At 23.8% G+C, this 21502-nt stretch carries 24 protein-coding genes, 3 tRNA genes and 1 pseudogene; 15 read left to right on the forward strand and 13 right to left on the reverse strand.

The genetic code is table 11. The features are described 5' to 3' along the window. The first annotated feature begins 142 nt into the window (after window positions 1–142). Window positions 143–227, forward strand: a tRNA-Ser gene (locus D9V76_RS02775). Between the two features lie 94 nt (window positions 228–321). On the opposite strand, the gene deoD is transcribed toward D9V76_RS02775, so the two are convergent. The 3 genes from deoD to D9V76_RS02790 are packed head-to-tail and all read right to left on the reverse strand — an operon-like array spanning window position 322 to window position 3923. Then, window positions 322–1032 carry a purine-nucleoside phosphorylase gene (gene deoD, locus D9V76_RS02780; RefSeq protein ID WP_158337584.1) on the reverse strand — a complete coding sequence of 237 codons (711 nt, stop codon included), beginning with the start codon at window positions 1030–1032 and terminating at the stop codon, window positions 322–324. A gap of 33 nt (window positions 1033–1065) precedes the next feature. Further along, window positions 1066–2295 carry a phosphopentomutase gene (locus D9V76_RS02785; RefSeq protein WP_158337586.1) on the reverse strand — a complete coding sequence of 410 codons (1230 nt, stop codon included), beginning with the start codon at window positions 2293–2295 and terminating at the stop codon, window positions 1066–1068. Between the two features lie 29 nt (window positions 2296–2324). After that, entirely contained in the window at window positions 2325–3923 is a 1599-nt protein-coding gene (locus D9V76_RS02790; protein WP_158337588.1) for a peptide chain release factor 3, read from the reverse strand. A gap of 241 nt (window positions 3924–4164) precedes the next feature. Between D9V76_RS02790 and ansA the strand changes: the two genes are divergently transcribed. After that, window positions 4165–5178 (forward strand): asparaginase, encoded by a 1014-nt coding sequence (gene ansA / locus D9V76_RS02795; RefSeq protein WP_158337590.1) that lies wholly within the window; start codon window positions 4165–4167, stop codon window positions 5176–5178. A 38-nt stretch (window positions 5179–5216) separates the two neighbouring features. Here ansA and D9V76_RS02800 read toward each other — a convergent pair whose 3' ends face one another. Continuing rightward, entirely contained in the window at window positions 5217–5795 is a 579-nt protein-coding gene (locus D9V76_RS02800) for an NfuA family Fe-S biogenesis protein (protein WP_158337592.1), read from the reverse strand. Between the two features lie 127 nt (window positions 5796–5922). Here D9V76_RS02800 and D9V76_RS02805 point away from each other — a divergent pair, with 127 nt between their 5' ends. Both D9V76_RS02805 and D9V76_RS02810 read left to right on the forward strand, forming a co-directional pair. Beyond that, window positions 5923–6333: an alpha/beta fold hydrolase gene (locus D9V76_RS02805; protein ID WP_158337594.1), complete on the forward strand. Its 411-nt coding sequence runs from the start codon at window positions 5923–5925 to the stop codon at window positions 6331–6333. Between the two features lie 49 nt (window positions 6334–6382). Next, window positions 6383–6691: a hypothetical protein gene (locus tag D9V76_RS02810; protein ID WP_158337596.1), complete on the forward strand. Its 309-nt coding sequence runs from the start codon at window positions 6383–6385 to the stop codon at window positions 6689–6691. A 50-nt stretch (window positions 6692–6741) separates the two neighbouring features. Here D9V76_RS02810 and D9V76_RS02815 read toward each other — a convergent pair whose 3' ends face one another. After that, window positions 6742–7251 (reverse strand): single-stranded DNA-binding protein, encoded by a 510-nt coding sequence (locus tag D9V76_RS02815; protein ID WP_158337598.1) that lies wholly within the window; start codon window positions 7249–7251, stop codon window positions 6742–6744. Window positions 7252–8105: 854 nt separating this feature from the next. Here D9V76_RS02815 and dnaB point away from each other — a divergent pair. From dnaB to hemW, 5 genes are all read left to right on the forward strand, one after another. Beyond that, on the forward strand, window positions 8106–9506 hold the full coding sequence (gene dnaB, locus D9V76_RS02820; RefSeq protein ID WP_158337600.1) for a replicative DNA helicase: 1401 nt from the start codon (window positions 8106–8108) through the stop codon (window positions 9504–9506). Window positions 9507–9673: 167 nt separating this feature from the next. After that, window positions 9674–10636, forward strand: a complete 963-nt coding sequence (gene gshB, locus D9V76_RS02825) for a glutathione synthase (protein ID WP_158337602.1) — start codon at window positions 9674–9676, stop codon at window positions 10634–10636. A 10-nt stretch (window positions 10637–10646) separates the two neighbouring features. After that, entirely contained in the window at window positions 10647–11060 is a 414-nt protein-coding gene (gene ruvX / locus D9V76_RS02830) for a Holliday junction resolvase RuvX (protein ID WP_158337604.1), read from the forward strand. A gap of 25 nt (window positions 11061–11085) precedes the next feature. Then, on the forward strand, window positions 11086–11775 hold the full coding sequence (locus D9V76_RS02835) for a YggS family pyridoxal phosphate-dependent enzyme (RefSeq protein ID WP_158337606.1): 690 nt from the start codon (window positions 11086–11088) through the stop codon (window positions 11773–11775). Window positions 11776–11812: 37 nt separating this feature from the next. After that, on the forward strand, window positions 11813–12943 hold the full coding sequence (gene hemW, locus D9V76_RS02840; protein WP_158337608.1) for a radical SAM family heme chaperone HemW: 1131 nt from the start codon (window positions 11813–11815) through the stop codon (window positions 12941–12943). Between the two features lie 8 nt (window positions 12944–12951). On the opposite strand, the gene trmB is transcribed toward hemW, so the two are convergent. After that, on the reverse strand, window positions 12952–13671 hold the full coding sequence (gene trmB / locus D9V76_RS02845) for a tRNA (guanosine(46)-N7)-methyltransferase TrmB (RefSeq protein WP_158337610.1): 720 nt from the start codon (window positions 13669–13671) through the stop codon (window positions 12952–12954). 106 nt (window positions 13672–13777) lie between these two features. Here trmB and mutY point away from each other — a divergent pair, with 106 nt between their 5' ends. The 3 genes from mutY (at window position 13778) to murI (ending at window position 15915) form a co-directional block, all read left to right on the forward strand. Continuing rightward, window positions 13778–14821 carry an A/G-specific adenine glycosylase gene (gene mutY / locus D9V76_RS02850; protein WP_158337612.1) on the forward strand — a complete coding sequence of 348 codons (1044 nt, stop codon included), beginning with the start codon at window positions 13778–13780 and terminating at the stop codon, window positions 14819–14821. Between the two features lie 25 nt (window positions 14822–14846). Beyond that, a complete protein-coding gene (locus D9V76_RS02855) occupies window positions 14847–15083 on the forward strand; it encodes an oxidative damage protection protein (protein WP_158337614.1) in 237 nt (78 codons plus the stop codon). Between the two features lie 61 nt (window positions 15084–15144). Then, window positions 15145–15915, forward strand: coding sequence for a glutamate racemase (gene murI / locus D9V76_RS02860; protein WP_158337616.1), 771 nt, complete (start codon window positions 15145–15147; stop codon window positions 15913–15915). Here the strand turns inward: murI and sbcB are convergent. After that, window positions 15902–17353 (reverse strand): exodeoxyribonuclease I, encoded by a 1452-nt coding sequence (sbcB, locus tag D9V76_RS02865; RefSeq protein WP_158337618.1) that lies wholly within the window; start codon window positions 17351–17353, stop codon window positions 15902–15904. The two genes, murI and sbcB, sit on opposite strands and share 14 nt — an antisense overlap. A gap of 95 nt (window positions 17354–17448) precedes the next feature. Between sbcB and D9V76_RS02870 the strand changes: the two genes are divergently transcribed. Continuing rightward, entirely contained in the window at window positions 17449–17757 is a 309-nt protein-coding gene (locus D9V76_RS02870) for a DUF496 family protein (protein WP_158337620.1), read from the forward strand. A 19-nt stretch (window positions 17758–17776) separates the two neighbouring features. Here D9V76_RS02870 and D9V76_RS02875 read toward each other — a convergent pair. Continuing rightward, a tRNA-Asn gene (locus D9V76_RS02875) sits at window positions 17777–17849 on the reverse strand. A gap of 133 nt (window positions 17850–17982) precedes the next feature. Here D9V76_RS02875 and D9V76_RS02880 point away from each other — a divergent pair. Both D9V76_RS02880 and pyrE read left to right on the forward strand, forming a co-directional pair. Further along, a tRNA-Ile gene (locus D9V76_RS02880) sits at window positions 17983–18055 on the forward strand. A gap of 62 nt (window positions 18056–18117) precedes the next feature. Continuing rightward, window positions 18118–18776, forward strand: a pseudogene (gene pyrE / locus D9V76_RS02885) (orotate phosphoribosyltransferase). Window positions 18777–18811: 35 nt separating this feature from the next. On the opposite strand, the gene dut reads toward pyrE, so the two are convergent. The 5 genes from dut to rpsF form a co-directional block, all read right to left on the reverse strand. Next, the gene (gene dut / locus D9V76_RS02890; protein WP_158337622.1) at window positions 18812–19273 is read right to left on the reverse strand and encodes a dUTP diphosphatase; all 462 of its coding nucleotides are present in this window, start codon (window positions 19271–19273) and stop codon (window positions 18812–18814) included. A 57-nt stretch (window positions 19274–19330) separates the two neighbouring features. Further along, window positions 19331–20092 (reverse strand): 3'(2'),5'-bisphosphate nucleotidase CysQ, encoded by a 762-nt coding sequence (cysQ, locus tag D9V76_RS02895; protein ID WP_158337624.1) that lies wholly within the window; start codon window positions 20090–20092, stop codon window positions 19331–19333. A 41-nt stretch (window positions 20093–20133) separates the two neighbouring features. Further along, window positions 20134–20586, reverse strand: coding sequence for a 50S ribosomal protein L9 (gene rplI / locus D9V76_RS02900; protein ID WP_158337626.1), 453 nt, complete (start codon window positions 20584–20586; stop codon window positions 20134–20136). A 60-nt stretch (window positions 20587–20646) separates the two neighbouring features. Then, on the reverse strand, window positions 20647–20874 hold the full coding sequence (gene rpsR, locus D9V76_RS02905; RefSeq protein ID WP_158337628.1) for a 30S ribosomal protein S18: 228 nt from the start codon (window positions 20872–20874) through the stop codon (window positions 20647–20649). A gap of 112 nt (window positions 20875–20986) precedes the next feature. Further along, entirely contained in the window at window positions 20987–21328 is a 342-nt protein-coding gene (gene rpsF / locus D9V76_RS02910) for a 30S ribosomal protein S6 (RefSeq protein ID WP_158337630.1), read from the reverse strand. Window positions 21329–21502: the final 174 nt, after the last annotated feature.

Here is a 21502-nt window from a genome sequence, read left to right on the forward strand (position 1 = left end):
ATTTATTATTTTAATACAAATATTATTTTTGAAAATTTTCAATAAATTTAATACTTTAATTAAAAAACTTGACGTAATTTATTTTTTAAGTTTAAATAGATTTTTACATAAAAAAATTTTAAAAATTCTTTAAATCTTAAAAGGTGAGATGTCCGAGAGGCTTAAGGAACACGCCTGGAAAGCGTGTATATGGAAACGTATCAAGGGTTCGAATCCCTTTCTCACCAAAAAAAATATAAAAAAATATATAATTATAAATAAAACTTTAATTTTAAAAATTATATATTCTTTTACATGATCAAATCTGTTTTATATTTTTTTTTAAAGAAGCAAAGTAGTTTCTAAAGAAAGAGTAATCATATTATGAAAACTAGACTCTCTATCTTTTGGTGATACTGCTTCTTTTTTAGTGATATGATCAGAAACAGTGCAAATTGATAATGCTTGAGCTTTTAATTCAGAGGCAACTGAATATATACCAGCAGTCTCCATATCTATTCCAATGATGTTATATTTTTTTAAAATTTTCAACATATCTTCATTTTCACTATAAAATGAATCTGTCGTAAAAAAATTACCAATATGAACTTTAAAATTCATTTTTTTAGCTGTTACAAAAGCATGAAAAATCATTTTAAAATCTGCAATTGCAGCATAATCATGATTATTAAAACGTATTCTGTTAACTTTTGAATCTGTAGAAGCACCCATACTAATAACGATATCACGCAATTTTATATTATTCTGAAGAGTACCACAAGTTCCTACGCGAATAATTTTTTTTACATTATATTCTGATATTAACTCTCTTACGTAAAGAGATGCAGAGGGTATTCCCATACCATGACTCATAATGGAAATTTTTTTACTTTTATAATATCCTGTATATGCCAGCATTAATCGAGTATCATTAATTTGAATTGCATCTTTTAAATAATTTTCAGCAATATATTTGGCTCTTATTGGATCACCAGGCATCAAAACTATATCTGAAAAAGAATTTTTTTCACTTTTAATATGCAGTGTAGGCACTATTTTTTTTCCTTATTTTAATAAATAATTTTTTTAAAACATGCTTTTACCATATTTCATATCAGATAATGAAAAATGTTTTGCAATAGTTTGTCCTATATCAGAAAAGGTATCTCGATAACCTAAAAAATTTATTTTTTTACCTGGAGCATATATTAATATAGGAATATTTTCTCTCGTATGATCTGTTCCTTTCCAAGTAGGATCACATCCATGATCTGCAGTTAAAATAAATAAATCTTTCTCTTTAACTAAATTAATCATTTCAGATAATTTACTATCAAAAAATTCTAACCCCTTAGCATATCCTGAAACATCACGACGATGACCCCAAACAGAATCAAAATCTACAAAATTAGTGAATATAACAGTATTATTCTTTGCTAATTTCATCTGATCAATAGTACTATTACATAATTCATATAAACCAGTGGATTTAATACTTTTACTTATTCCAACTCCTGCATAAATATCTGAAATTTTCCCTATCGCAATGACTGTACCTTTTTTCTCTTGTATTAATTTTTCCATAAAAGTAATAGAAGGAGGTTGCATTGAAAGATCGCGTCTGTTTCCAGTTCTATTAAAGTTTAGTTTATTAGTTCCAATAAAAGGTCTAGCTATAACACGTGCTACTTTATATTTATTTTTATCAAGTATCGTACGAACAGTTTCACATATTTTATAAAGATTTGACAAACCAAATTTAACTTCATGGCATGCTATTTGAAATACAGAATCAGATGAAGTATAAAAAATAGGCTTTCCTGTTTTAATATGTTCTTTACCTAAATTTTTTATTATTTCTGTACCTGATGCATGACAGTTACCAAGAATACCAGGTAATTTTAATTTTTTTATTATTTTGTTAATTAATGATAAGGGAAAAGAATGATCTTTTTTTGTAAAGTAATGCCAATCTTTTAAAAAAGGAGCTCCAGCAATTTCCCAGTGTCCAGAAGTAGTATCTTTTCCAGAAGAAATTTCGCTAGCATAACCATAACTAGCAATAATATTAACATCTTCTTTTTGATTAAATCCTAATGGATATTTTCCTGTAGAAGATTGATATGATTTAACTATTCCTAACTTAGTTAAATTGGGAATATATAAAGAACCTTTTCTTCCTATATTAGCTTCATTCAAAAAACATTTTTCTGCTATATGTCCAAAAGTATCTGCGCCAACATCATTAAATTTATAAGCATCAAAACTTGAACCTATTCCAAAAGAATCTAAAATCATTAAAAAAACGCGTTTCATTATAAATACCTAAAATTAATAAAATATGTTTACTGTTCTCTTGTTTTGTCAAAAAAAATATTCTTATAAATGTTTTTTATTATGTCTAAATTAGCTTTATTTGGTGCTAAATATATTAGTTGATTAGAACCATCTAACGCTAAACAAGATTTATTTTTGTTTAAAAAATCAGAAATAGATTTTTCTTTTTTTGATCTAATCCAACGTGCAAGAGCAATATTTACTGTTTCATACATTGCATCTATTTGATATTCAACCTTTAAACGTTCAATTACAACATCAAATTGTAATATTCCAATAGCACCTAAAATTAGACTATTGTTTGTTATAGGACAAAAAATTTGTATTGCACCTTCTTCTGATAATTGAAATAAACCTTTTTTTAATTTTTTTTGTTGTAATGGATTTTTTAAAAAAATACGACGAAATACTTCTGGAGCAAAACTTGGAATCCCAAGAAATTTAATTTCTTCTCCTTCTGTAAAAGTATCTCCAATTTTTATTGTGCCGTGATTATGTATTCCTATTACATCACCAGGATACGCGTTTTCTATAGAAAATCTATCTCCAGCTAAAAAGGAAAATGCATCAGAAACAATGATATCTTTTTTTATTCGTACATGTCTTAGTTTTATACCTTTTCTATACTGTCCAGAAACAATTCTCATAAAAGCCATTCGATCACGATGTTTTAAATCCATATTTGCTTGAATTTTAAATATAAAACCTGTAAATTTTTTTTCTTCAGGTTCAACTTTTCGTATATTAGTACAACGATAAACAGGAGAAGGAGCCCATTTTATTAAACTTTCTAGTACATGATTAATACCAAAATTACTTAATGCACTACCAAAAAAAACAGGAGTTACATCACCTTCTAAAAATTTTTTTTTACTAAATTCTGGATATACATGAGTAACTAATTTTAATTCTTCATGCCATTGTATATATAAATCTGTACCAATATGTTCTTTTAAAGAAAATTCATTAAAAAAATCAGTAAGGGAGTTAGAATCAAAAAAATTAACTTTTTTAATAACATTTTTTTTATATAAACAAAACATTTTATCATAAATATGATAAACACCTTTAAAGTTTTTACCACAACTGATAGGCCAAGTTATTGGAATACAGCTTAAATTTAACTCTTTTTCTATTTCATCTAGAATTTCTATTGCTTCACGACTATCACGATCTAATTTATTAATGAAAGTAATAATGGGAGTATTATGCAAACGACTAACATTCATTAATTTTTTTGTTCGATCTTCTATTCCTTTTGCGGCATCGATAACCAATAAACAGCAATCAACTGCAGTAAGAATTCGATATGTATCTTCTGAAAAATCTTCATGACCAGGAGTATCTAGTAAATTCATTAAAATATTTTTATATGTAAACTGCATAACTGATGTAGTAACAGAAATTCCGCGCTGCTTTTCAATGTTCATCCAATCTGACTTAGCATATTTTCCATTTCCTCTGGCTTTAATAGTTCCAGAAGTACGAATTACTTTTCCAAGTAATAACATTTTTTCTGTAACAGTTGTTTTACCTGCATCAGGATGAGAAATAATAGCAAAAGTACGTCTTTTACTTAATTCCAATTGATGATTTATATCAAACATATATACTCATTTAAATTATTTTTCATTATTAAAAATTTTAGATATAAAAATAAAAATTATTTATTAAAAAATAAACATTCTGATTTTTTTTAAAAGTCTATGTTAGTTATCTTGATTTATTTAAAAAAAATAGTAATATTATACTAGATAAAAATAAACTAAACTGTATAAAAATAAACTAAACTGTATGTAATAATAAAAATGTTTATAATTGCATTATAAATGAAAAAGAGTTTCTGCAATGAAGAAAAAATTTATATATATTGCATACACAGGTGGTACTATCGGAATGCAAAAATCAAAATATGGATATATTCCTATTTCTGGACATCTTCAAAAACAATTAATTAAAATGCCAGAATTTCATAGTACAGAAATTCCAAACTTTACTATTAAAGAATATAATCCATTAATTGATTCATCTAATATGACCCCAATAGAATGGCAAAAAATTGCAAATGATATTAAAAATAATTATCATAAATATGATGGATTTATTATTCTTCATGGAACAGATACCATGGCTTATACTGCATCAGCTTTGTCATTTATATTAGAAAATCTAGAAAAACCAGTAATAATAACAGGATCTCAAATTCCTCTTTCAGAAATCCGATCAGATGGACGACAAAATTTATTAAATTCATTATTAATGGCTGCCAACTATCCCATTAACGAAGTCACTCTCTTTTTTAATCATAGATTATATAGAGGAAACCGAACAACTAAATCACATGCCGATGGCTTTGATGCCTTTTCTTCACCTAATTTAGGACCTTTATTAGAAGTAGGAATTAATGTTCAATCTTTTTATAAAAAAAAATTTAAAAAAAAAACAAAAAAGCTAAAAGTATATAAAGTAAGACCACAACCCATCAGTATACTTACAATATATCCAGGAATATCTAAAGAAGTAATACAAAATTTTTTATTAAATCCAGTAAAAGCATTAATTTTATGTACTTATGGAATAGGAAACGCTCCTCAGAATAGAGAATTTTTAAGAGAATTAGACCTTGCCCAAAAAAAAAATATTATCGTAATAAATTTAACACAATGTACGTCGGGACGCGTTAATATGAATGGTTATGCAACCGGTAATTCACTTATAAAAGTTGGTGTTATTAGCGGATATGATTTAACGGTAGAAGCAGCCTTAACTAAATTACATTTTCTATTAAGTCAAAATTTTTCAACTGAAAAAATTCGTATTCAAATGCAGAATAACTTACGCGGCGAATTAACTCTAGATTAAGTGATTTTGATATGTTTTTCAAAAATTTATTTAAAATTTTAATAAAAAGAATGATTACCATGAAGATGATCAGTCTGATCAATTACCTGTTTTATTTCAGGAAAAAAAGATAGTATTTTTTTCTCAACCGTCTCTTTTAAAGTAATTCCAATCATTGAACATCCATTACATCCTCCACTAAATTGTATTAAAGCTATTTTGTTTTTAGAAATTTTAATTAAATTAACTTTTCCTCCATGCATCAATAATTGAGGGTTTATGTTGGTGTTTAAAAATTCTTCTATCCTTTCTTGTAAAGAAGATACAGTGTTTTTTAAAATATTTTTTTTAGCATATGGTGTCTTAAAAGTTAATTGTGAACCTAAATTATCAACTATAAGATCAATTTCAGAATTTTTTAAAAAAGAAGTAATAGATCGATTAACATAAACAAAAAAATTGTTATAATTTAATTTAATATCATTCTTTTCTACTTCATCTTTGGCACAGTATGCTACTCCACACTCTGCATTTTGTGTACCTGGATTTATAATAAATACACGTATTTGAGTTCCGATAGGTTCTTTTGATAAAAGTGATACAAAATAATTTTGTGCTTTATTAGAAATATTAATCATAAATATTAATTTAGTAAAATTTTAATTATAATTAATTCTACTAATTTATTAAAAAAAATACAAGAATATTCTATTTTAAAAAAAATTTTATTTGAGATAATAAAAATTCTTTTATTTAAGGAAAAAAATGAAAAATTTTTACTGGAAAACTGTAGGTAATGGCAATATTAATCTCATTATATTAAATGGATGGGGATTTGATTTAAAAATATGGTTTTTTATTATAAATAAACTTAATAATATATTTAAATTTCATTTAATTGATTTACCAGGAATTGGAATGAATAAACATTTACTTCCTCTTAAAATTGATGAAATAACTGAAATTTTATACTATTATATGCCTAAAAATTCTATTTGGTTAGGATGGTCTATAGGTGGGTTAATTACTAATCGATTTGCATCGTTATATCCAAAAAATATTTTAGGAATAATAAATGTAGCTTCTTCTCCTTGTTTTATAAAAAAAAAAATGGCCTGGAATAGAAGAAAAAAAAATATACTGTTTTTACAGCAGTTTAAAAAAAAATTATTTTGAAACAATAAATAATTTTTTATCTTTACAAATCACAAGATCAAAAGAAAATTTGCAAGATTTAAAAAAGTTAAAAAAGATAATATCTTATGAAGATAAACCAAATAAAAAAATCTTAAAAAATGGATTAGAAATACTTCTTTCAACTGATTTACGATTAGAAAAAAACATTCTTAAAATTCCTTTATTACGCATATACGGTTCATTAGACAGTTTAGTTCCAAAAAAAATATCAAAAATACTTGATAAAAAATGGCCTGAAAGTATTTCTATTATTATAGAAAAAGCTGCACACACTCCATTTATTTCACATAAAGAACAATTTTGTTCTATTTTATTAGAATTTATAAAAAATCTTTAATTAAAAAACATATAGCCCTAAAAAAATGAGGGCTATAGATTTTTATATTTCTAAAAAGGAATTTCATCATCGAAATCTATTTCTGAAGAATCAATTTGTTCTTTATTTAATTTACTTTTTTCTATATTTTTTGACGCATGATTTATTTCTAGTTTTTTTGTTTTTAAAATATTATTATTTTCGTTTAATGTAACATGATGAGAATTTGAATTACGAGTTCCTAACATTTGCATCGTACCGCCAATGTTAACTATAATTTCTGTTGTATAACGTTCAAGACCATTTTGGTCTTGCCATTTTCTAGTTTGAAGGGATCCTTCAATATATACTTGAGAACCTTTTCTCAAATATTCTCCAGCAATTTCAGCCAATTTTCCAAATAATACTATTCTATGCCATTCTGTTTTCTCTTTATTTTCACCAGTATTTTTATCTTTCCAGTTCTCTGAAGTTGCAAGTGTCATATTTACTACTGCATTACCATTTGGCATATAACGAACTTCAGGATCTTGGCCTAAGTGACCAATTAAGATTACTTTATTTACACCTCTACTTGCCATAATAAAAACTCCATTTTCTAAATTTAAAAAAATTAAATACATTTTTAAATAGAATTTTTAATTATTTGTAATAAAAATACATCATGAATACGTAATTTAATATAATTAAACTTATAAAAAACGATATATTAATAGTAATTAAGATATTAGAAATAATAAAAATTTTTCAATAATTGTTTTTTGTAAAAATTGCAAATTGTATTTAAAATAGTAAAAAAATAAAAATTTATATATATTTAAGTTACATTATAACTATTAAAAAATAAAATTATAAACCATAATTTATATTTCTTTAAAGAAAGAAACAATATTTTTTATGTTATTAATATTTTAAACAAATATAACTTTTTATAAAGTTGCAATTAAATTTTTTAAGTACCAAAACACTTTTCTTTTTAAATAAATTTTAAAATTATAAATTCTATTTTAAATAAAAAAACTTCTATAATGGATTTATGATTAAAAAAATAATAAAAAATTAAATTTTATTTTTTGTAATTTTTTATAAATAATTTAAAAAAATAAAAACATATAAAATTATGATAATATATTCCTATATGAAAGTGAAAAAATATAGTAGAAGAAATTAATTTTAACATTATTTAGTATATCAAAAAAAATATTCCTCCAAAAATATATTCCCCTAATAAAATTAGAATATAATTTCTAAAAAAATAATAAAATATCTTATATATTTTTTTTAAACAATTAATCAAATATTTAAAGATAAAAATAAAAAATTTTTTTAAATACTCAACTTATTAAAAATAAGATAAAAAACTGAATTAAATTAGTGAATAAATAATCTATTATTTAGAATACTATAATATAATTTTACAATGATTTACTAAATAGTGGTACTTCCAATATATATGGCAAAAAATAAATCATATTTACATCAACAAATTAATAGATTAAAAATTCCACCACATTCATTAGAAGCAGAACAATCAGTACTAGGTGGATTAATGTTAGATAACGAACAGTGGGATTCTGTTTCAGAACATGTGGTGGCTGATGATTTTTTTAGCAAACCCCATCGCTTAATATTTCAAGAAATGCAACAATTGTTAAATTTAGGACATCCTATTGATTTAATTACATTATCAGAATCTTTAGAACAAAAAGGAAAATTAGAAAGTGTAGGTAGATTTTCTTATTTAGCTGAATTATCGAAAAATACTCCTAGTACAGCGAATATTACTGCATATGCTGACATAATACGAGAAAGAGCAATAGTAAGAGAAATGATATTAGTAGCTAATAAAATAGCAAACGCAGGATATGATACTCAAGGACGTAAAAGCGAAGAATTATTAGATTACGCGGAATCTAGTGTTTTTAAGATTGCTGAAAAACGTTTTAAAAAAGATTCAGGTCCAAAAAATATTGAACAAATTCTTGATGAAACTGTTACTAGTATTGAAAAGTTATTTTTATCTCCTAATGACGGAGTAACAGGAATAAATACAGGATATCAAGATTTAAATAAAAAAACATCAGGTTTACAACCTTCAGAACTTATTATCATTGCAGCAAGACCTTCAATGGGTAAAACAACTTTTGCCATGAACTTATGTGAAAATGCTGCTATGCTATATGATAAACCAGTGTTGATTTTTAGTTTAGAGATGCCTGGAGAGCAAATTATGATGCGTATGCTAGCATCTTTATCTAGAGTAAATCAGGCACGTATTCGAACTGGACAATTAAATGATGAAGACTGGTCTCGTATGTCTGGTACAATTAATGTTTTACTTAAAAAAAAGAACATTTATATAGATGATTCTTCAGCTCTTACTCCCAGTGAAGTTCGTTCTAGAGCACGTCGTATTTATCGTGAAAATAATGGATTAACTTTAATAATGGTTGATTATTTACAATTAATGAGAGTTCCATCTCTTTCTGACAACCGAACTCTTGAAATTGCTGAAATTTCTAGAACCTTAAAAGCACTGGCAAAGGAATTACAAGTACCAGTTATAGCATTATCACAATTAAACCGTTCTCTAGAACAAAGATCAGATAAAAGACCAGTAAATTCAGATTTACGCGAGTCTGGTTCTTTAGAACAAGACGCAGATTTAATAATGTTTATATATCGTGACGAAATATATCACGAAAATAGTGATTTTAAAGGTATTGCTGAAATTATAATAGGAAAACAAAGAAATGGACCAATTGGAACAATATGCTTAACATTCAACGGACATTGGTCTAGATTTGATAATTATTGCGGCCCTAAATATGATTAAAAAACATGATGATTTTAGGTTAAACATATAAAATTTATTTATATAAATAAATTTTTAAGTTTAAGCATTTAATAACTAATTTTATTTAAAATAAAATTTAATTTTCACAAAAATAAATTCATATTATATTTATAGATATTTTTTGATTAAACAACGAGTGTTAAAATATGCAGAAAAAAAAGAATTTAAAAATTGGAATAGTAATGGATCCAATTAAATCAATTAATATTAAAAAAGACTCAAGTTTTGCTATATTGCTAGAAGCTCAAAAAAGAAAACATGAAATTTATTATATGGAAATGAACGATCTTTATTTAAGAAAAGGTAAATCATATGCAACAACACGCTTAATGGAAGTGCAAAAAAATAAAGAAAATTATTTTAAATTCATTCAAAAAAAAGACATTGCATTAAATGAATTAGACGCTATTCTAATGCGAAAAGATCCTCCATTTAACACTGAATTTATTTATGCAACATATATTCTTGAACGTGCAGAAGAAAAAGGTGTATTAGTAATTAATAAACCAAAAAGTTTAAGAGACTGTAACGAAAAAATATTTATATCATGGTTTTCTAAATTTACTACAGACACGTTAGTTACAAGAAAATTGTCTAAAATATATGATTTTTGGAAAGAAAAAAACGACATAATATTAAAACCTTTAAATGCAATGGGTGGAAAAAATATTTTTCGTATTAAAAAAAATGATCCTAATTTTTCAGTTATTGTCGAAACACTTACAAATTACGAAAAAAAATATTGTATGATTCAAACGTATTTACCAGAAGTAAAATTTGGTGATAAAAGAATTTTAATTGTAAACGGGAAACCTATACCTTGGTCTTTAACACGTATCCCAAAATACGGAGAAACAAGGGCAAACTTAGCCGTTGGAGGAGAAGGAAAAGTACAAAAACTTAGCGATAAGGATTGGGAAATAGCTAACTATTTAGCTCCAATTTTAAAAAAAAGAGGATTAATCCTTGTTGGATTAGATGTTATAGGTAATAACTTGACAGAAATTAATGTTACAAGCCCAACATGTATTTGTGAAATTGAAGAAAAGAAAAATATTTCTATTACAAGTATTTTAATTGATTATCTTGAACATAAGATGTACAAATAGAGATTATAAAATGATAGTAATAGCTTTTGATTTCGGTTTAAAAAATATTGGAGTAGCAGTTGGAGAAAATATTCTTAAAAAAGGAAGAGCTTTAAGTAAATTATCTGCACAAAACGGATCTCCAGATTGGGATAATGTAAAAAATTTATTACAAACCTGGAAACCTAAATTTTTAGTTGTAGGACTACCATTAAATATAGATGGTACCAGACAAGATATGACAAAAAAAGCAGAAAAATTTGCTTATTCATTAAAATATAAATTTAATCTTTTCGTTGATTTACACGATGAACGTTTAAGTACTAAAGAAGCTAGATCATTAATATTTAAAAAAAATGGTTTTAAAGGATTAAAAAAAGAAAAAATACATTCTGTTGCTGCTGTCATTATATTAGAAAGTTGGTTTAATCAAAATTTGTATTAATTCTTTAATGCATTAAAAATAAAATATGAAAAAAATTAATATTAACATTGAAATTATTAAAAAAAAAATTAAAACTTTTTTAAAGAAAAACAACAATCCTTTAAAAAAAGTAAAAATAATAGCAGTAAGTAAAAATCAAGAAATTGACAAAATGAAACTAGTAATATCATCTGGAATATATGAATTCGGAGAAAATTATGTTCAAGAAGGAATCAATAAAATTCAAAAATTAAAAAAATATAAAAATATTATTTGGCATTTTATTGGAAAAGTACAATCAAATAAAACAAAAATTATTGCAGAAAATTTCGATTGGTGTCAAACTGTAGACCGTGAAAAAATAGCAATTTTACTTAATAAGTACAGAGCAAAAAGTGTATTTCCAATGAATGTTTTGATGCAAATAAATATTTCTGATGAAATAAACAAAAATGGTATATGCATAAAAAATTATAAAAAATTAGCAAAAATTATTTCTTTAATGCCTAATTTAAATTTTCGAGGAATTATGATTATGCCTTCAATAAAAGAAGAAATCATAAAAAAAAATGATAGTTATAAAAACGGAAGTGTTATTTTTAATGAATTAAAAAAAGAATATCAATCAATTGATACTTTATCATTAGGAACAAGTTTTGATATAGAAAAAGCTTTATTTTTTCAAAGCAATATGATAAGAATTGGGCGTTTTATCTTTACAAATAAAATTAGCTAGTACATTAAAAATTTATTGAAATATTAAAAATATTACTATGTTTAAACTTCCACCTATTAGTTTATATATCCACATTCCTTGGTGTTTAAAAAAATGTGGATATTGTGATTTTTATTCGTATGTTAGCAAAAGTGCGATTCCAGAAAAAAAATATATTGAGCATTTATTAAAAGATTTAGAAAAAGATTTAAGTTTAATCAATGAAAGAAAAATAAATACTATTTTCATTGGTGGTGGAACACCTAGTTTACTAAAAAATAGTTCAATAGAAAATTTACTAAAAGAAATAAAAAAAAGAACAAATATTTCTAATAAAACAGAAATTACTATAGAATCAAATCCAACAACACTAGAATACAAACGTTTTTTAAATTATAAAAAATCAGGTATCAATCGTTTTTCCATAGGAATTCAAACGTTTAATTCAGATTTGTTAAAAAAAATAGAACGTACGTATAATAAAGAAGAGGCAATCTTAGCAATAGAAGAAATAAGTAAAATAAATAAAAATTTTAATCTAGATATTATGTATGGATTACCAAATCAATCTTTAAACGATGTATTATTGGATTTAAAATATGCTGTTAAACATAATCCAACACACATATCATGGTATCAATTAACTATAGAACCTAATACTCTTTTTTATGTAAAAAAATTAAATTTACCTAATGAAAATATGATTTTTAAAATGTTAATACAAGGAGATAAGTTCCTAAAAAAATCAGGATATAAAAAATATGAAATATCTTCATATTCAAAAATAAACTATGAATGTCAACATAATCTTAATTACTGGAATTTTGGAGATTATATTGGAATAGGTTGTAGTGCTCATGGTAAAATAACTCAAAAAAATGGAGATATTATTAGAACTGTAAAGAATAAAAATCTAAATGATTTCATAAATGGAAAATATTTAAAATATAAAAATATTATTTTAAAAAAAGAAAGACCTTTTGAATACTTTATGAATACTTTTAGACTATACAAACCTGTTTTAAAAAAACAATTCCAAGAAAGAACTAATATTGATCCAATTTACATAAAAGAAAAAATAAAAAAGGCAATAGAAAAAGGATATATAAAAGATAAGATTGACTTTTGGAATACAACAAATAAGGGAAAAATATTTCTTAATTCATTATTAAAAATTTTTTTAGATTAAAAAAATATCTATTTTTTAGATTGAAATATCAAATCAAATATTTCATTTCCTAAAAATTTTGCTTTTTTTTCAAATTTTGTTATTAAACGAAATTTAAATCGTTCAATAAACGTTCTTTTTTTTGAAATATTTATATAGTTATCAATATTTTTTATTAAATTTAATATAAAAAAACTATATTCTTTCGAGTCAGTAACAATATGTAAGATACCACCAACAGTTAATTTTTTTAAAATTTTTCTTAGAAAAAAATCTTGTATAATTCTTCTTTTATGATGTCTTTTTTTATTCCATGGATCTGGAAAAAAAATTTGTACTTTTAATAAAGTATAATCTAAAATCATATTATCAATTACTTCAATTGCATCATGATAGATAATTTTTATATTACTAATTCCAGAAAAATGTGCTAAACGTAGACAAGAACCTATTCCTGGTTTATACACTTCTATTCCTAAAAAATTTTTATCTGGGAAATTAATGGCTGTTTCAACTAAAGAGCTACCTGATCCAAAACCAATTTCTAAAATAATAGGGGCACTATTTTTAAAAATAGATGTAAAATTTAATGGTTCTGATTTAAAATCAATACCAATTGATGACCAATATTTTTTAATTGCCTCTGATTGAGACTTAGTAATTCGACCTTTTCGACAAACAAAACTGCGGATTTGACGTAAAAAAGTACCATTGCAATTATATTGAGGTGTGATAATATTATTTTTCATATTTAGTTATACTTTTTTTAAAAAATAAAAAATATTAAGATGATTATATCTTATTTTTTTTAAATACATGCAAATTACTTTTCAAAAATTAAAAAAATTTTATAAAATGACAATATATGTTTTTTCGCAATTAATTCTTAATTGGTATCATATAAATGGAAGAAAAAATCTTCCGTGGAAACAAGACAAAAATTTATATAAAATTTGGATATCAGAAATAATGTTACAACAAACAACTGTAAAAACAGTAATTCCATATTTTAAAAAATTTATGTTAAGATTTCCAAATATACAATCTTTAAACAATAGTAAGTTAGATGATATCTTATGCCTATGGAGTGGACTAGGATATTATAAAAGAGCAGAAAACATTTATAAAACAGCAAAAATTATTAAAGAAAAATATCAAGAAAAATTTCCAACACAGTTTTTAGAATTACTTAAGCTACCAGGTATTGGAAGATCTACAGCAGGAGCTATTTTATCTTTGTCATTGAATTATTTTTTTCCTATTTTAGAAGGAAACGTAAAAAGAATTCTAATGAGATATTATGGTATCATTGGATATTTAACAGAAAAAAAAATAGAAAAAAAATTATGGAATTTAATTGAATCAATTACTCCAATTAATAATACTGGTAATTTTAATCAAGGTATAATGGACATAGGTGCATTACTTTGCACTCCTAAAAATCCACAATGCAATTTATGCCCATTAAAAAAAAAATGCATAGCTTACAAAGAAAAAAATTGGATTAAATATCCTTTAAAAAAAAATAAAAAAATAAAATTAGAAAAAAAGTCTTGGTTTGTTATTATCAAATATAAAAATAAATTCTGGATAGAAAAAAATATCGAAAAAAAAATTTGGAATAACTTATTTTGTTTTCCAAATTTTGATACTGAAATGAAAACTATAGAATGGTTAAAAAAAAATAAAATCAATACAGATCAAAAAAATGAAAAGATTAAATCTTTTTATCATAAATTTAGTCATTTTACACTGCATATTATTCCAATTTTAGTAAAATTATCTTTTTATAAAAATTTTGATGATACTAAAAGAATAGGAGTTTGGTATGATTTACAAAATCCTTGTAATATAGGTATTCCTAAACCAGTTCAGAAAATTTTAAAAATGTTTAAATAGTTTTTATAAAAAGGTTATAAATACAATGAGTCGTATAATTTTTTGTACTTTTTTACAGAAAAAGTCTGAAGGTCAAGATTATCCTCCTTATCCAGGAGAATTAGGGAAAAAAATATATAATCAAATATCCAAAGTGGCTTGGAAAGAATGGAAATTACAGCAAACTAAGTTAATTAACGAAGAAAAACTGAATATGTTTAATCGAAATGATAGAAAAAAAATAGAAGAGTATATGAAGTTATTTTTATTTAAAAATGAATAAATATATTTTTCTACATAAATTCAAATTCTTATAATTTTTTTATTATTAGCGTATAAAAAAAGTGCTTATAATTGATTCTGGTATAGGTGGATTATCTATATTAAATAACATAAAAAAAAATTTTCCTAATATAAATTATATTTATATGCTAGATAATGAGGCTTTTCCTTATGGAGAAAAAAAAGAAAAATTTATTGTAGAAAGAAGTATAAAAATAATTAATACAATAAAAAAAATTTATCCAATTAAGAAAGTAATAATAGCTTGCAATACAGCAAGCACAATATCTTTGCCTATTTTAAGAAAAAATTTCAATATTCCTATTATTGGAGTATTACCTATACTAAAACCAGCTATTGAAATAAAAAAAAATAAAATTGTTGGTTTAATAGCAACTCAAGCTACAGTCAATAGTTCGTATATAAAAAAAATAATATATAAATATTCGCTTAAAAACACTATAAAAATAATAGCCACAAACGAATTGGCAATAATAGCTGAAAAAAAAGTTAGAAAACTATCTGTTTCAAATAAAAAATTAAAAAAAATTTTTCAATCATGGATTGCTCTTTCAATTCAACCTGATACCATCATACTTGGATGTACTCATTTTTCTTTTCTAAAACAAGAAATTCAAGAGATGTTTTATAAACCTATTAATTTTATAGATTCAGGGGATGCAATTATTAAGGGAATTAAAAAATATTTTTATCAAGAAAACATAAAAAAAAATGTTTTTTTATGTTCTAAATATAATAAAAAAATAAAACAACTATTATTTTTTTTAAAAAAGTATAAATTTAAAAAAATTCAAGAAATTAACTTAAATTAATATTTTTATAAAATAATTTTTTATATTTTTTAAAAACATATTTTAATAAATCAGTTAATAAATTAACTTTTTTCATATCATAAGAATAAATCTTTAAAAGAGATTCAATGTTGTCTATATATCCTGTTAAGAAAAGTGAGTTTAAAGTTTTTAAACAATAATTAAGCCATTCTTTTTTTTCTTTTTTATTTAATACATTAAAAAAATTACGTGCTTTATAGCGAAAAAATAATTCTTTTAAACGACTATCTTTAAAATCTAATTTAACATTTTTTAAATAATTTGGTTTAGTTAGACTTATTTTTTTTATCAAACTTTTATCATGAAAATTAAAAAAAGAATTATAAATTTGTAAATCTACGTTTAAAGAACTTTTATTTTCATTTTTTTTTAATAAAAAATTCTTAATAAAATTTATTATAAAACAATTTTTTTTTACTAGATCTATTTTTTTATTATAAAAAAAACTTTCTTTAAAATTTAATCGATTCGTATCTTCTTGTCTAATTGAATTCATAGGTGCTAAAATAGGACAACGATTAAAATATACTAATATTACTCCTAAATCAAATAAATTTTTAATTGAAATATTATCAAAAGATACTGTTTTACAAAAAAAAATTAGTTTTTTAATATCTTTAAATAAATCAATTGAAATTAATATATTTTTATTATTTAAATCCCATGACAAGGGTAATATACAACTTATATTATTACGTAAAGCTCCAAAACAACTAGAAACATATATCATTGGAGTAAAGTTTTTTAAATCAATTAACTTATATAATTCATTTTTTTTTCTAAAGTTGAAAAAAAAATCAAATAATTTTGGTTGTTTTCTTTTTATTAATTTTGCCAATTCAATTGTAGCATATACATCCGATGTAGCATCATGAGCATTACAATGTGATATATTATTTGCTTTTGTTAAATCTGAAAGTTTGAAAACAGGTGAGCCAAATTCATTTTTAGGCCATTTTATACCATTTGGTCTCAAAGAATAACATGCTCTAACAATATTTAGCAAATCCCAGCGAGAGTTGTTATTTTTCCAACTCCACTCATAAGGATCTAAAAAATTACGATAAAATATGTTTCTTGTAATTTCATCATCAAAACAAATATTATTATAACCTATTATACAAGTATTAGGTTTAAGAAAAATATTATGTATTTTTTTAGAAAATTCATATTCATTAACACCATTTTTCTCTGTATATTCAGGGGTAATTCCTGTGATTAAAATTGAAAAAGGATCAGGAAAATAATCGTCTGATGGAAAACAATAAAAACATTTCGGTTTTTCAATAATATTTAAATTTGCATCTGTTCTAATCGAAGAAAATTGAGCTGGTTTATCTAAAGACGTATGTATTCCAAAAGTTTCATAATCATAAAATAAGAAATTAATTTCATTTCTTTTTAAAAAATTTTTCATATTTTTTTTCATTTTTAATTTTAATAAATAAAAACTGTTAAACTCCTAAAATACTGTTAAAAAACATTAAATATAACTATAAAAGGTTTTTAAACATAATGAATACAAAAAAAACATTTAAAAGCGTATTAGAATTTGTACATAAATTTAGAAGAAAAAATAAAATAAAAAGAGAAATATCTGATATTGAAAAAAAAATTAGAGATAATCAAAAAAGAATATTATTACTTGATAATCTGAATCAGTATATTACACCAGATATGAACTATGAAGAAATTAAAAAAATAATTTTTATGATGAAAAATGATTACGAAGATAGAATAGATGACTACGTTGTAAAGAATGCTGAACTTTCAAAGGAAAAAAGGAGCTTATCAAAAGAATTAAAGTTAATTATTGATTAAAAAAAATTAAAAATTTTTTCTCCCCTGACTGGACTCGAACCAGTGACATACGGATTAACAGTCCGCCGTTCTACCAACTGAACTACAGAGGAATACAAATATATATATACCAAAAAATTTTACATATGTCAAATAGATATAAAATAAAAAAATTAACTTTAAAAAAAATGAAAAGAACTATAGATTATTAGAAGAAATTGATTTATAGTATAATCATAAATATATGGCCCTTTAGCTCAGTGGTCAGAGCAGGCGACTCATAATCGCTTGGTCGCTGGTTCAAATCCAGCAAGGGCCATTAAAATAAAAACCTTTAATCTTAATTAAAAATTTTCAGTAATAATAAGGATTAAAAAATTTATGGAATGGAAAAAAGAATTCATTGAATTTCTTTTAAAAAAAAAGTCTTGAATTTCGGAAAATTTATATTAAAATCTGGACGAAAGAGTCCTTATTTTTTTAATTCAGGCCTATTATCTACAGGAGAAGATATTGCTAAAATTGGTTTTTTTTATGCACGAGCTATAATTGATTTAAATATTAAATTTGATGTATTATTCGGTACTGCCTATAAAGGCATTCCAATCGTAGTTGCAACTTCTATAGCACTAAAAAATCAATATCATTTAGATATTCCATATTCTTTTAATAGAAAAGAAGAAAAAAAATATGGAGAAAAAGGGTGTTTTGTAGGAGTAAACATAAAAAATAAAAAAATTATTATTTTAGATGATGTTATTACATCAGGAATATCAATTAATCACGCAATTAAAATAGTTGAAAAAGAAGAGGCCGAAATATCTTCAATTTTTGTTTTGTTGGATCGAAAAGAAAAAAAAGACAATAACTTATATACAAAAAATAGTTCTCAAGATAAAAAAATTTGTAAAATCAATTCAATAATTACGATTGACGATTTTATATTTTATCTTTCAGAACAAAAAAAATTAAAAAAATACGCACGTAAATTAATTGAATATCGTAAAGAATGTACTTCTCCTTTGCGGGAATATAAGTAAAAAATACAATATTTCTATCTTTTTTATGTTGTCTGTTAATAAAGTCCCGAATGACCAAATCCCTTCTCAAAACGTGAAGTTTTTTCAAAATTCTCAACAATAGAAAATGTAGGTCTAATAATTGGAACAAATATTATTTGAGCAATCCTATCATAGGGATTAATAAAAAAATTATTTTTACTACGATTCCAAATAGATAGCATTAGTTCGCCTTGATAATCGGAATCAATTAAACCAGTCAAGTTACCTAGAACAATTCCATTTTTATGACCTAATCCAGAACGAGGCAAAATTAAAGCCGTAATATAAGGATTATCAATATATATTGCTATTCCAGTTGAAACTAAAATTACCTTTTTAGAAGGTAAAATTATTTTTTTCTTTATACTTGCTCTAAGATCTAAGGCAGAAGATCCTGGTGTTGCATATTGAGGTAATAATGAATGACTATTTTTTTTTATATTAGAATCTAAAATTTTAATTTTAATATTGTTCATAAACTTTTTTTCGTAAAAATTATTAATATCATTGTATTTTTTCTTGCTATAAAAATTTTATGATGAAGCTAAAAAACCTGGATTTATCAAACATGAACGATTATAAGAAGAAGATAAAGAATAATTCAATTCTCCTCCATTCCATGTTTTAATCTTTCCACCTGCTGCAGTAATAATGGCATGACCAGCTGCCGTATCCCAAATAAACGTATTCCCGAATCTTGGATAAATTTGTGCTTTTCCTTCTGCAATATAGCAGAATTTTAATGAAGAACCTAATTTTTTTATTTTATAACTGTTATTTGTTTGATTTAAAAAATTATCTAATTCTTTATCAGGATGTGAACGACTCGTTACTAATAATGGTTTTTTTGACTGTGTAACAAATATTTTTTTTTTATACCCTTTTTTTTTATTTTCTTTCCAAGCTTCATTATTGAAAGAAGAATATAAAATTTTAAAAAAAGGAGCGTATATTACGCCTAAAACAGGTATACCTTTTTTAATCAAACTAATATTTACTGTAAATTCCCCATTTTTTTTTAAAAACTCTTTAGTTCCGTCTAATGGATCAACTAACCAATAGGTATCCCAATTTTTATGATCTTTAAAATTATGAGATCCTTCTTCAGATAGGACAGGAATTTTTGGAAAGATAGAAAGAAGTCCCTTCTTAATAAGATTATTTGCTTCATAATCAGCATTGGTTATAGGAGTATTATCTGATTTATAAAAAATATTTACTGATTTCTTAGAAAGATAACAATTCATTATGGCAGAACCAGCTATTTGTGCTAGTTCACAAATTTTTTCTAACATTTAACACCATATCTATATATTAAATTTATGTTTAAAAAAAATTATTTTTTTGCAACAATATTCACTATAAAGTGTTCATGTACTTCATTATGTGGTTGAAAAATAATTTTATGCTCTCCTACTTGACGTAATACTCCATTTGGCAATTTAATTTCTTTTTTGTTAACTTTAATACCCAATAAAGTCATTTCTTTTATAATATTTCTAATTCCTATAGAACCAAATATCTTACCTTCTTTGCCAACTTTAGATGAAATTATTATAGATTTGATTTGCTTTATTTTTTCAGCACGAGATTGAGCAATAAGTAATTTGCTAATATTTTCTTTTTCTAATTCAATACGCTGAGCTTCAAAAGATTCAATATTTTTTTTATTAGCTAAAATCGCCTTTCCTTTAGGAATTAAAAAATTTCTAGCATAGCCAGATTTTACATGAACAATTGTACCAGAATCACCTAGTTTTTTTATTTTTAATAAAAGAATCACTTCCATTATTTATTGTTCTCTCTTATGTTTTCTCTCTTTATTTAATGATTTGATAAAATTTATCTTTTAATGATGTTGATCAGTATATGGAAGTAGAGCAAGATAGCGTGCTTTTTTGATAGCTCTAGATAGCTGACGCTGATATTTAGCTCTAGTACCAGTAATACGACTAGGAACAATTTTACCGTTTTCTGTAATATAATTTTTTAACATTGCAATATCTTTATAATCTATTTCTTGAATTCCTTCTGCAGTAAAACGACAGAATTTTCGACGACGAAAGTAACGTGCCATTATTTAGATATCCTCTAAAATAAAAAAATATTTTTACTTTTTAATAAAGTTTAGCTAAAATCTTTTTATAAAAAATCAAATAAAAAAAACTTATGTCTTTATAACTAAATCACTACTTTTTATCTTTTTTTTCTTCTTTTAACTTCATAACTGGTGATACTTCACTTATTGCTTTTTTTACAGATATAATAATATTTCTAATAATTGCATTATTGAAACGAAAATCTGTTTCTAACAGACTAATAGTATTAGGAGAAGTTTCTATATTTAGAAGAATATAATGTGCTTTATGTAATTTGTTAATAGGATAAGATAATTGTCGTCTACCCCAATCTTCTAAACGATGTATAACTCCAAAGTTATCATGGATAATTTTTTTATATTTTTCGATTATTATAGAAACTTTTTCACTGTAGTCTGGATGAATCATAAAAATTATTTCATAGTGACGCATTTAAAAATGCTCCTTGTGGATTTTTTTAGCTTCCTTATTATTTATAGCTATTTTCCAAGGAAGCAAGGAACTTTTATAAAAAAATTATAGCTAATTCTATATATATGGTATTTTAATTTTAAAAAAAAATCAATAAAATTTCGTTTTTTAAATAATTATTCTTTCTAAATGAAA

Origin of the sequence: Buchnera aphidicola (Rhopalosiphum padi) (genome assembly GCF_005080845.1) — a bacterium.
Classification (GTDB): Bacteria; Pseudomonadota; Gammaproteobacteria; order Enterobacterales; family Enterobacteriaceae; genus Buchnera; species Buchnera aphidicola_AO.

Bases quoted from the DNA above. Each gene is read 5' to 3' on its own strand.
- D9V76_RS02785 (WP_158337586.1), bottom strand. From the start codon at position 2,295: ATGAAACGCGTTTTTTTAATGATTTTAGATTCTTTTGGAATAGGTTCA.
- D9V76_RS02790 (WP_158337588.1), bottom strand. From the start codon at position 3,923: ATGTTTGATATAAATCATCAATTGGAATTAAGTAAAAGACGTACTTTT.
- ansA (WP_158337590.1), top strand. From the start codon at position 4,165: ATGAAGAAAAAATTTATATATATTGCATACACAGGTGGTACTATCGGA.
- D9V76_RS02800 (WP_158337592.1), bottom strand. From the start codon at position 5,795: ATGATTAATATTTCTAATAAAGCACAAAATTATTTTGTATCACTTTTA.
- D9V76_RS02805 (WP_158337594.1), top strand. From the start codon at position 5,923: ATGAAAAATTTTTACTGGAAAACTGTAGGTAATGGCAATATTAATCTC.
- D9V76_RS02815 (WP_158337598.1), bottom strand. From the start codon at position 7,251: ATGGCAAGTAGAGGTGTAAATAAAGTAATCTTAATTGGTCACTTAGGC.
- gshB (WP_158337602.1), top strand. From the start codon at position 9,674: ATGCAGAAAAAAAAGAATTTAAAAATTGGAATAGTAATGGATCCAATT.
- ruvX (WP_158337604.1), top strand. From the start codon at position 10,647: ATGATAGTAATAGCTTTTGATTTCGGTTTAAAAAATATTGGAGTAGCA.
- D9V76_RS02835 (WP_158337606.1), top strand. From the start codon at position 11,086: ATGAAAAAAATTAATATTAACATTGAAATTATTAAAAAAAAAATTAAA.
- hemW (WP_158337608.1), top strand. From the start codon at position 11,813: ATGTTTAAACTTCCACCTATTAGTTTATATATCCACATTCCTTGGTGT.
- trmB (WP_158337610.1), bottom strand. From the start codon at position 13,671: ATGAAAAATAATATTATCACACCTCAATATAATTGCAATGGTACTTTT.
- mutY (WP_158337612.1), top strand. From the start codon at position 13,778: ATGACAATATATGTTTTTTCGCAATTAATTCTTAATTGGTATCATATA.
- D9V76_RS02855 (WP_158337614.1), top strand. From the start codon at position 14,847: ATGAGTCGTATAATTTTTTGTACTTTTTTACAGAAAAAGTCTGAAGGT.
- sbcB (WP_158337618.1), bottom strand. From the start codon at position 17,353: ATGAAAAATTTTTTAAAAAGAAATGAAATTAATTTCTTATTTTATGAT.
- dut (WP_158337622.1), bottom strand. From the start codon at position 19,273: ATGAACAATATTAAAATTAAAATTTTAGATTCTAATATAAAAAAAAAT.
- cysQ (WP_158337624.1), bottom strand. From the start codon at position 20,092: ATGTTAGAAAAAATTTGTGAACTAGCACAAATAGCTGGTTCTGCCATA.
- rplI (WP_158337626.1), bottom strand. From the start codon at position 20,586: ATGGAAGTGATTCTTTTATTAAAAATAAAAAAACTAGGTGATTCTGGT.
- rpsR (WP_158337628.1), bottom strand. From the start codon at position 20,874: ATGGCACGTTACTTTCGTCGTCGAAAATTCTGTCGTTTTACTGCAGAA.
- rpsF (WP_158337630.1), bottom strand. From the start codon at position 21,328: ATGCGTCACTATGAAATAATTTTTATGATTCATCCAGACTACAGTGAA.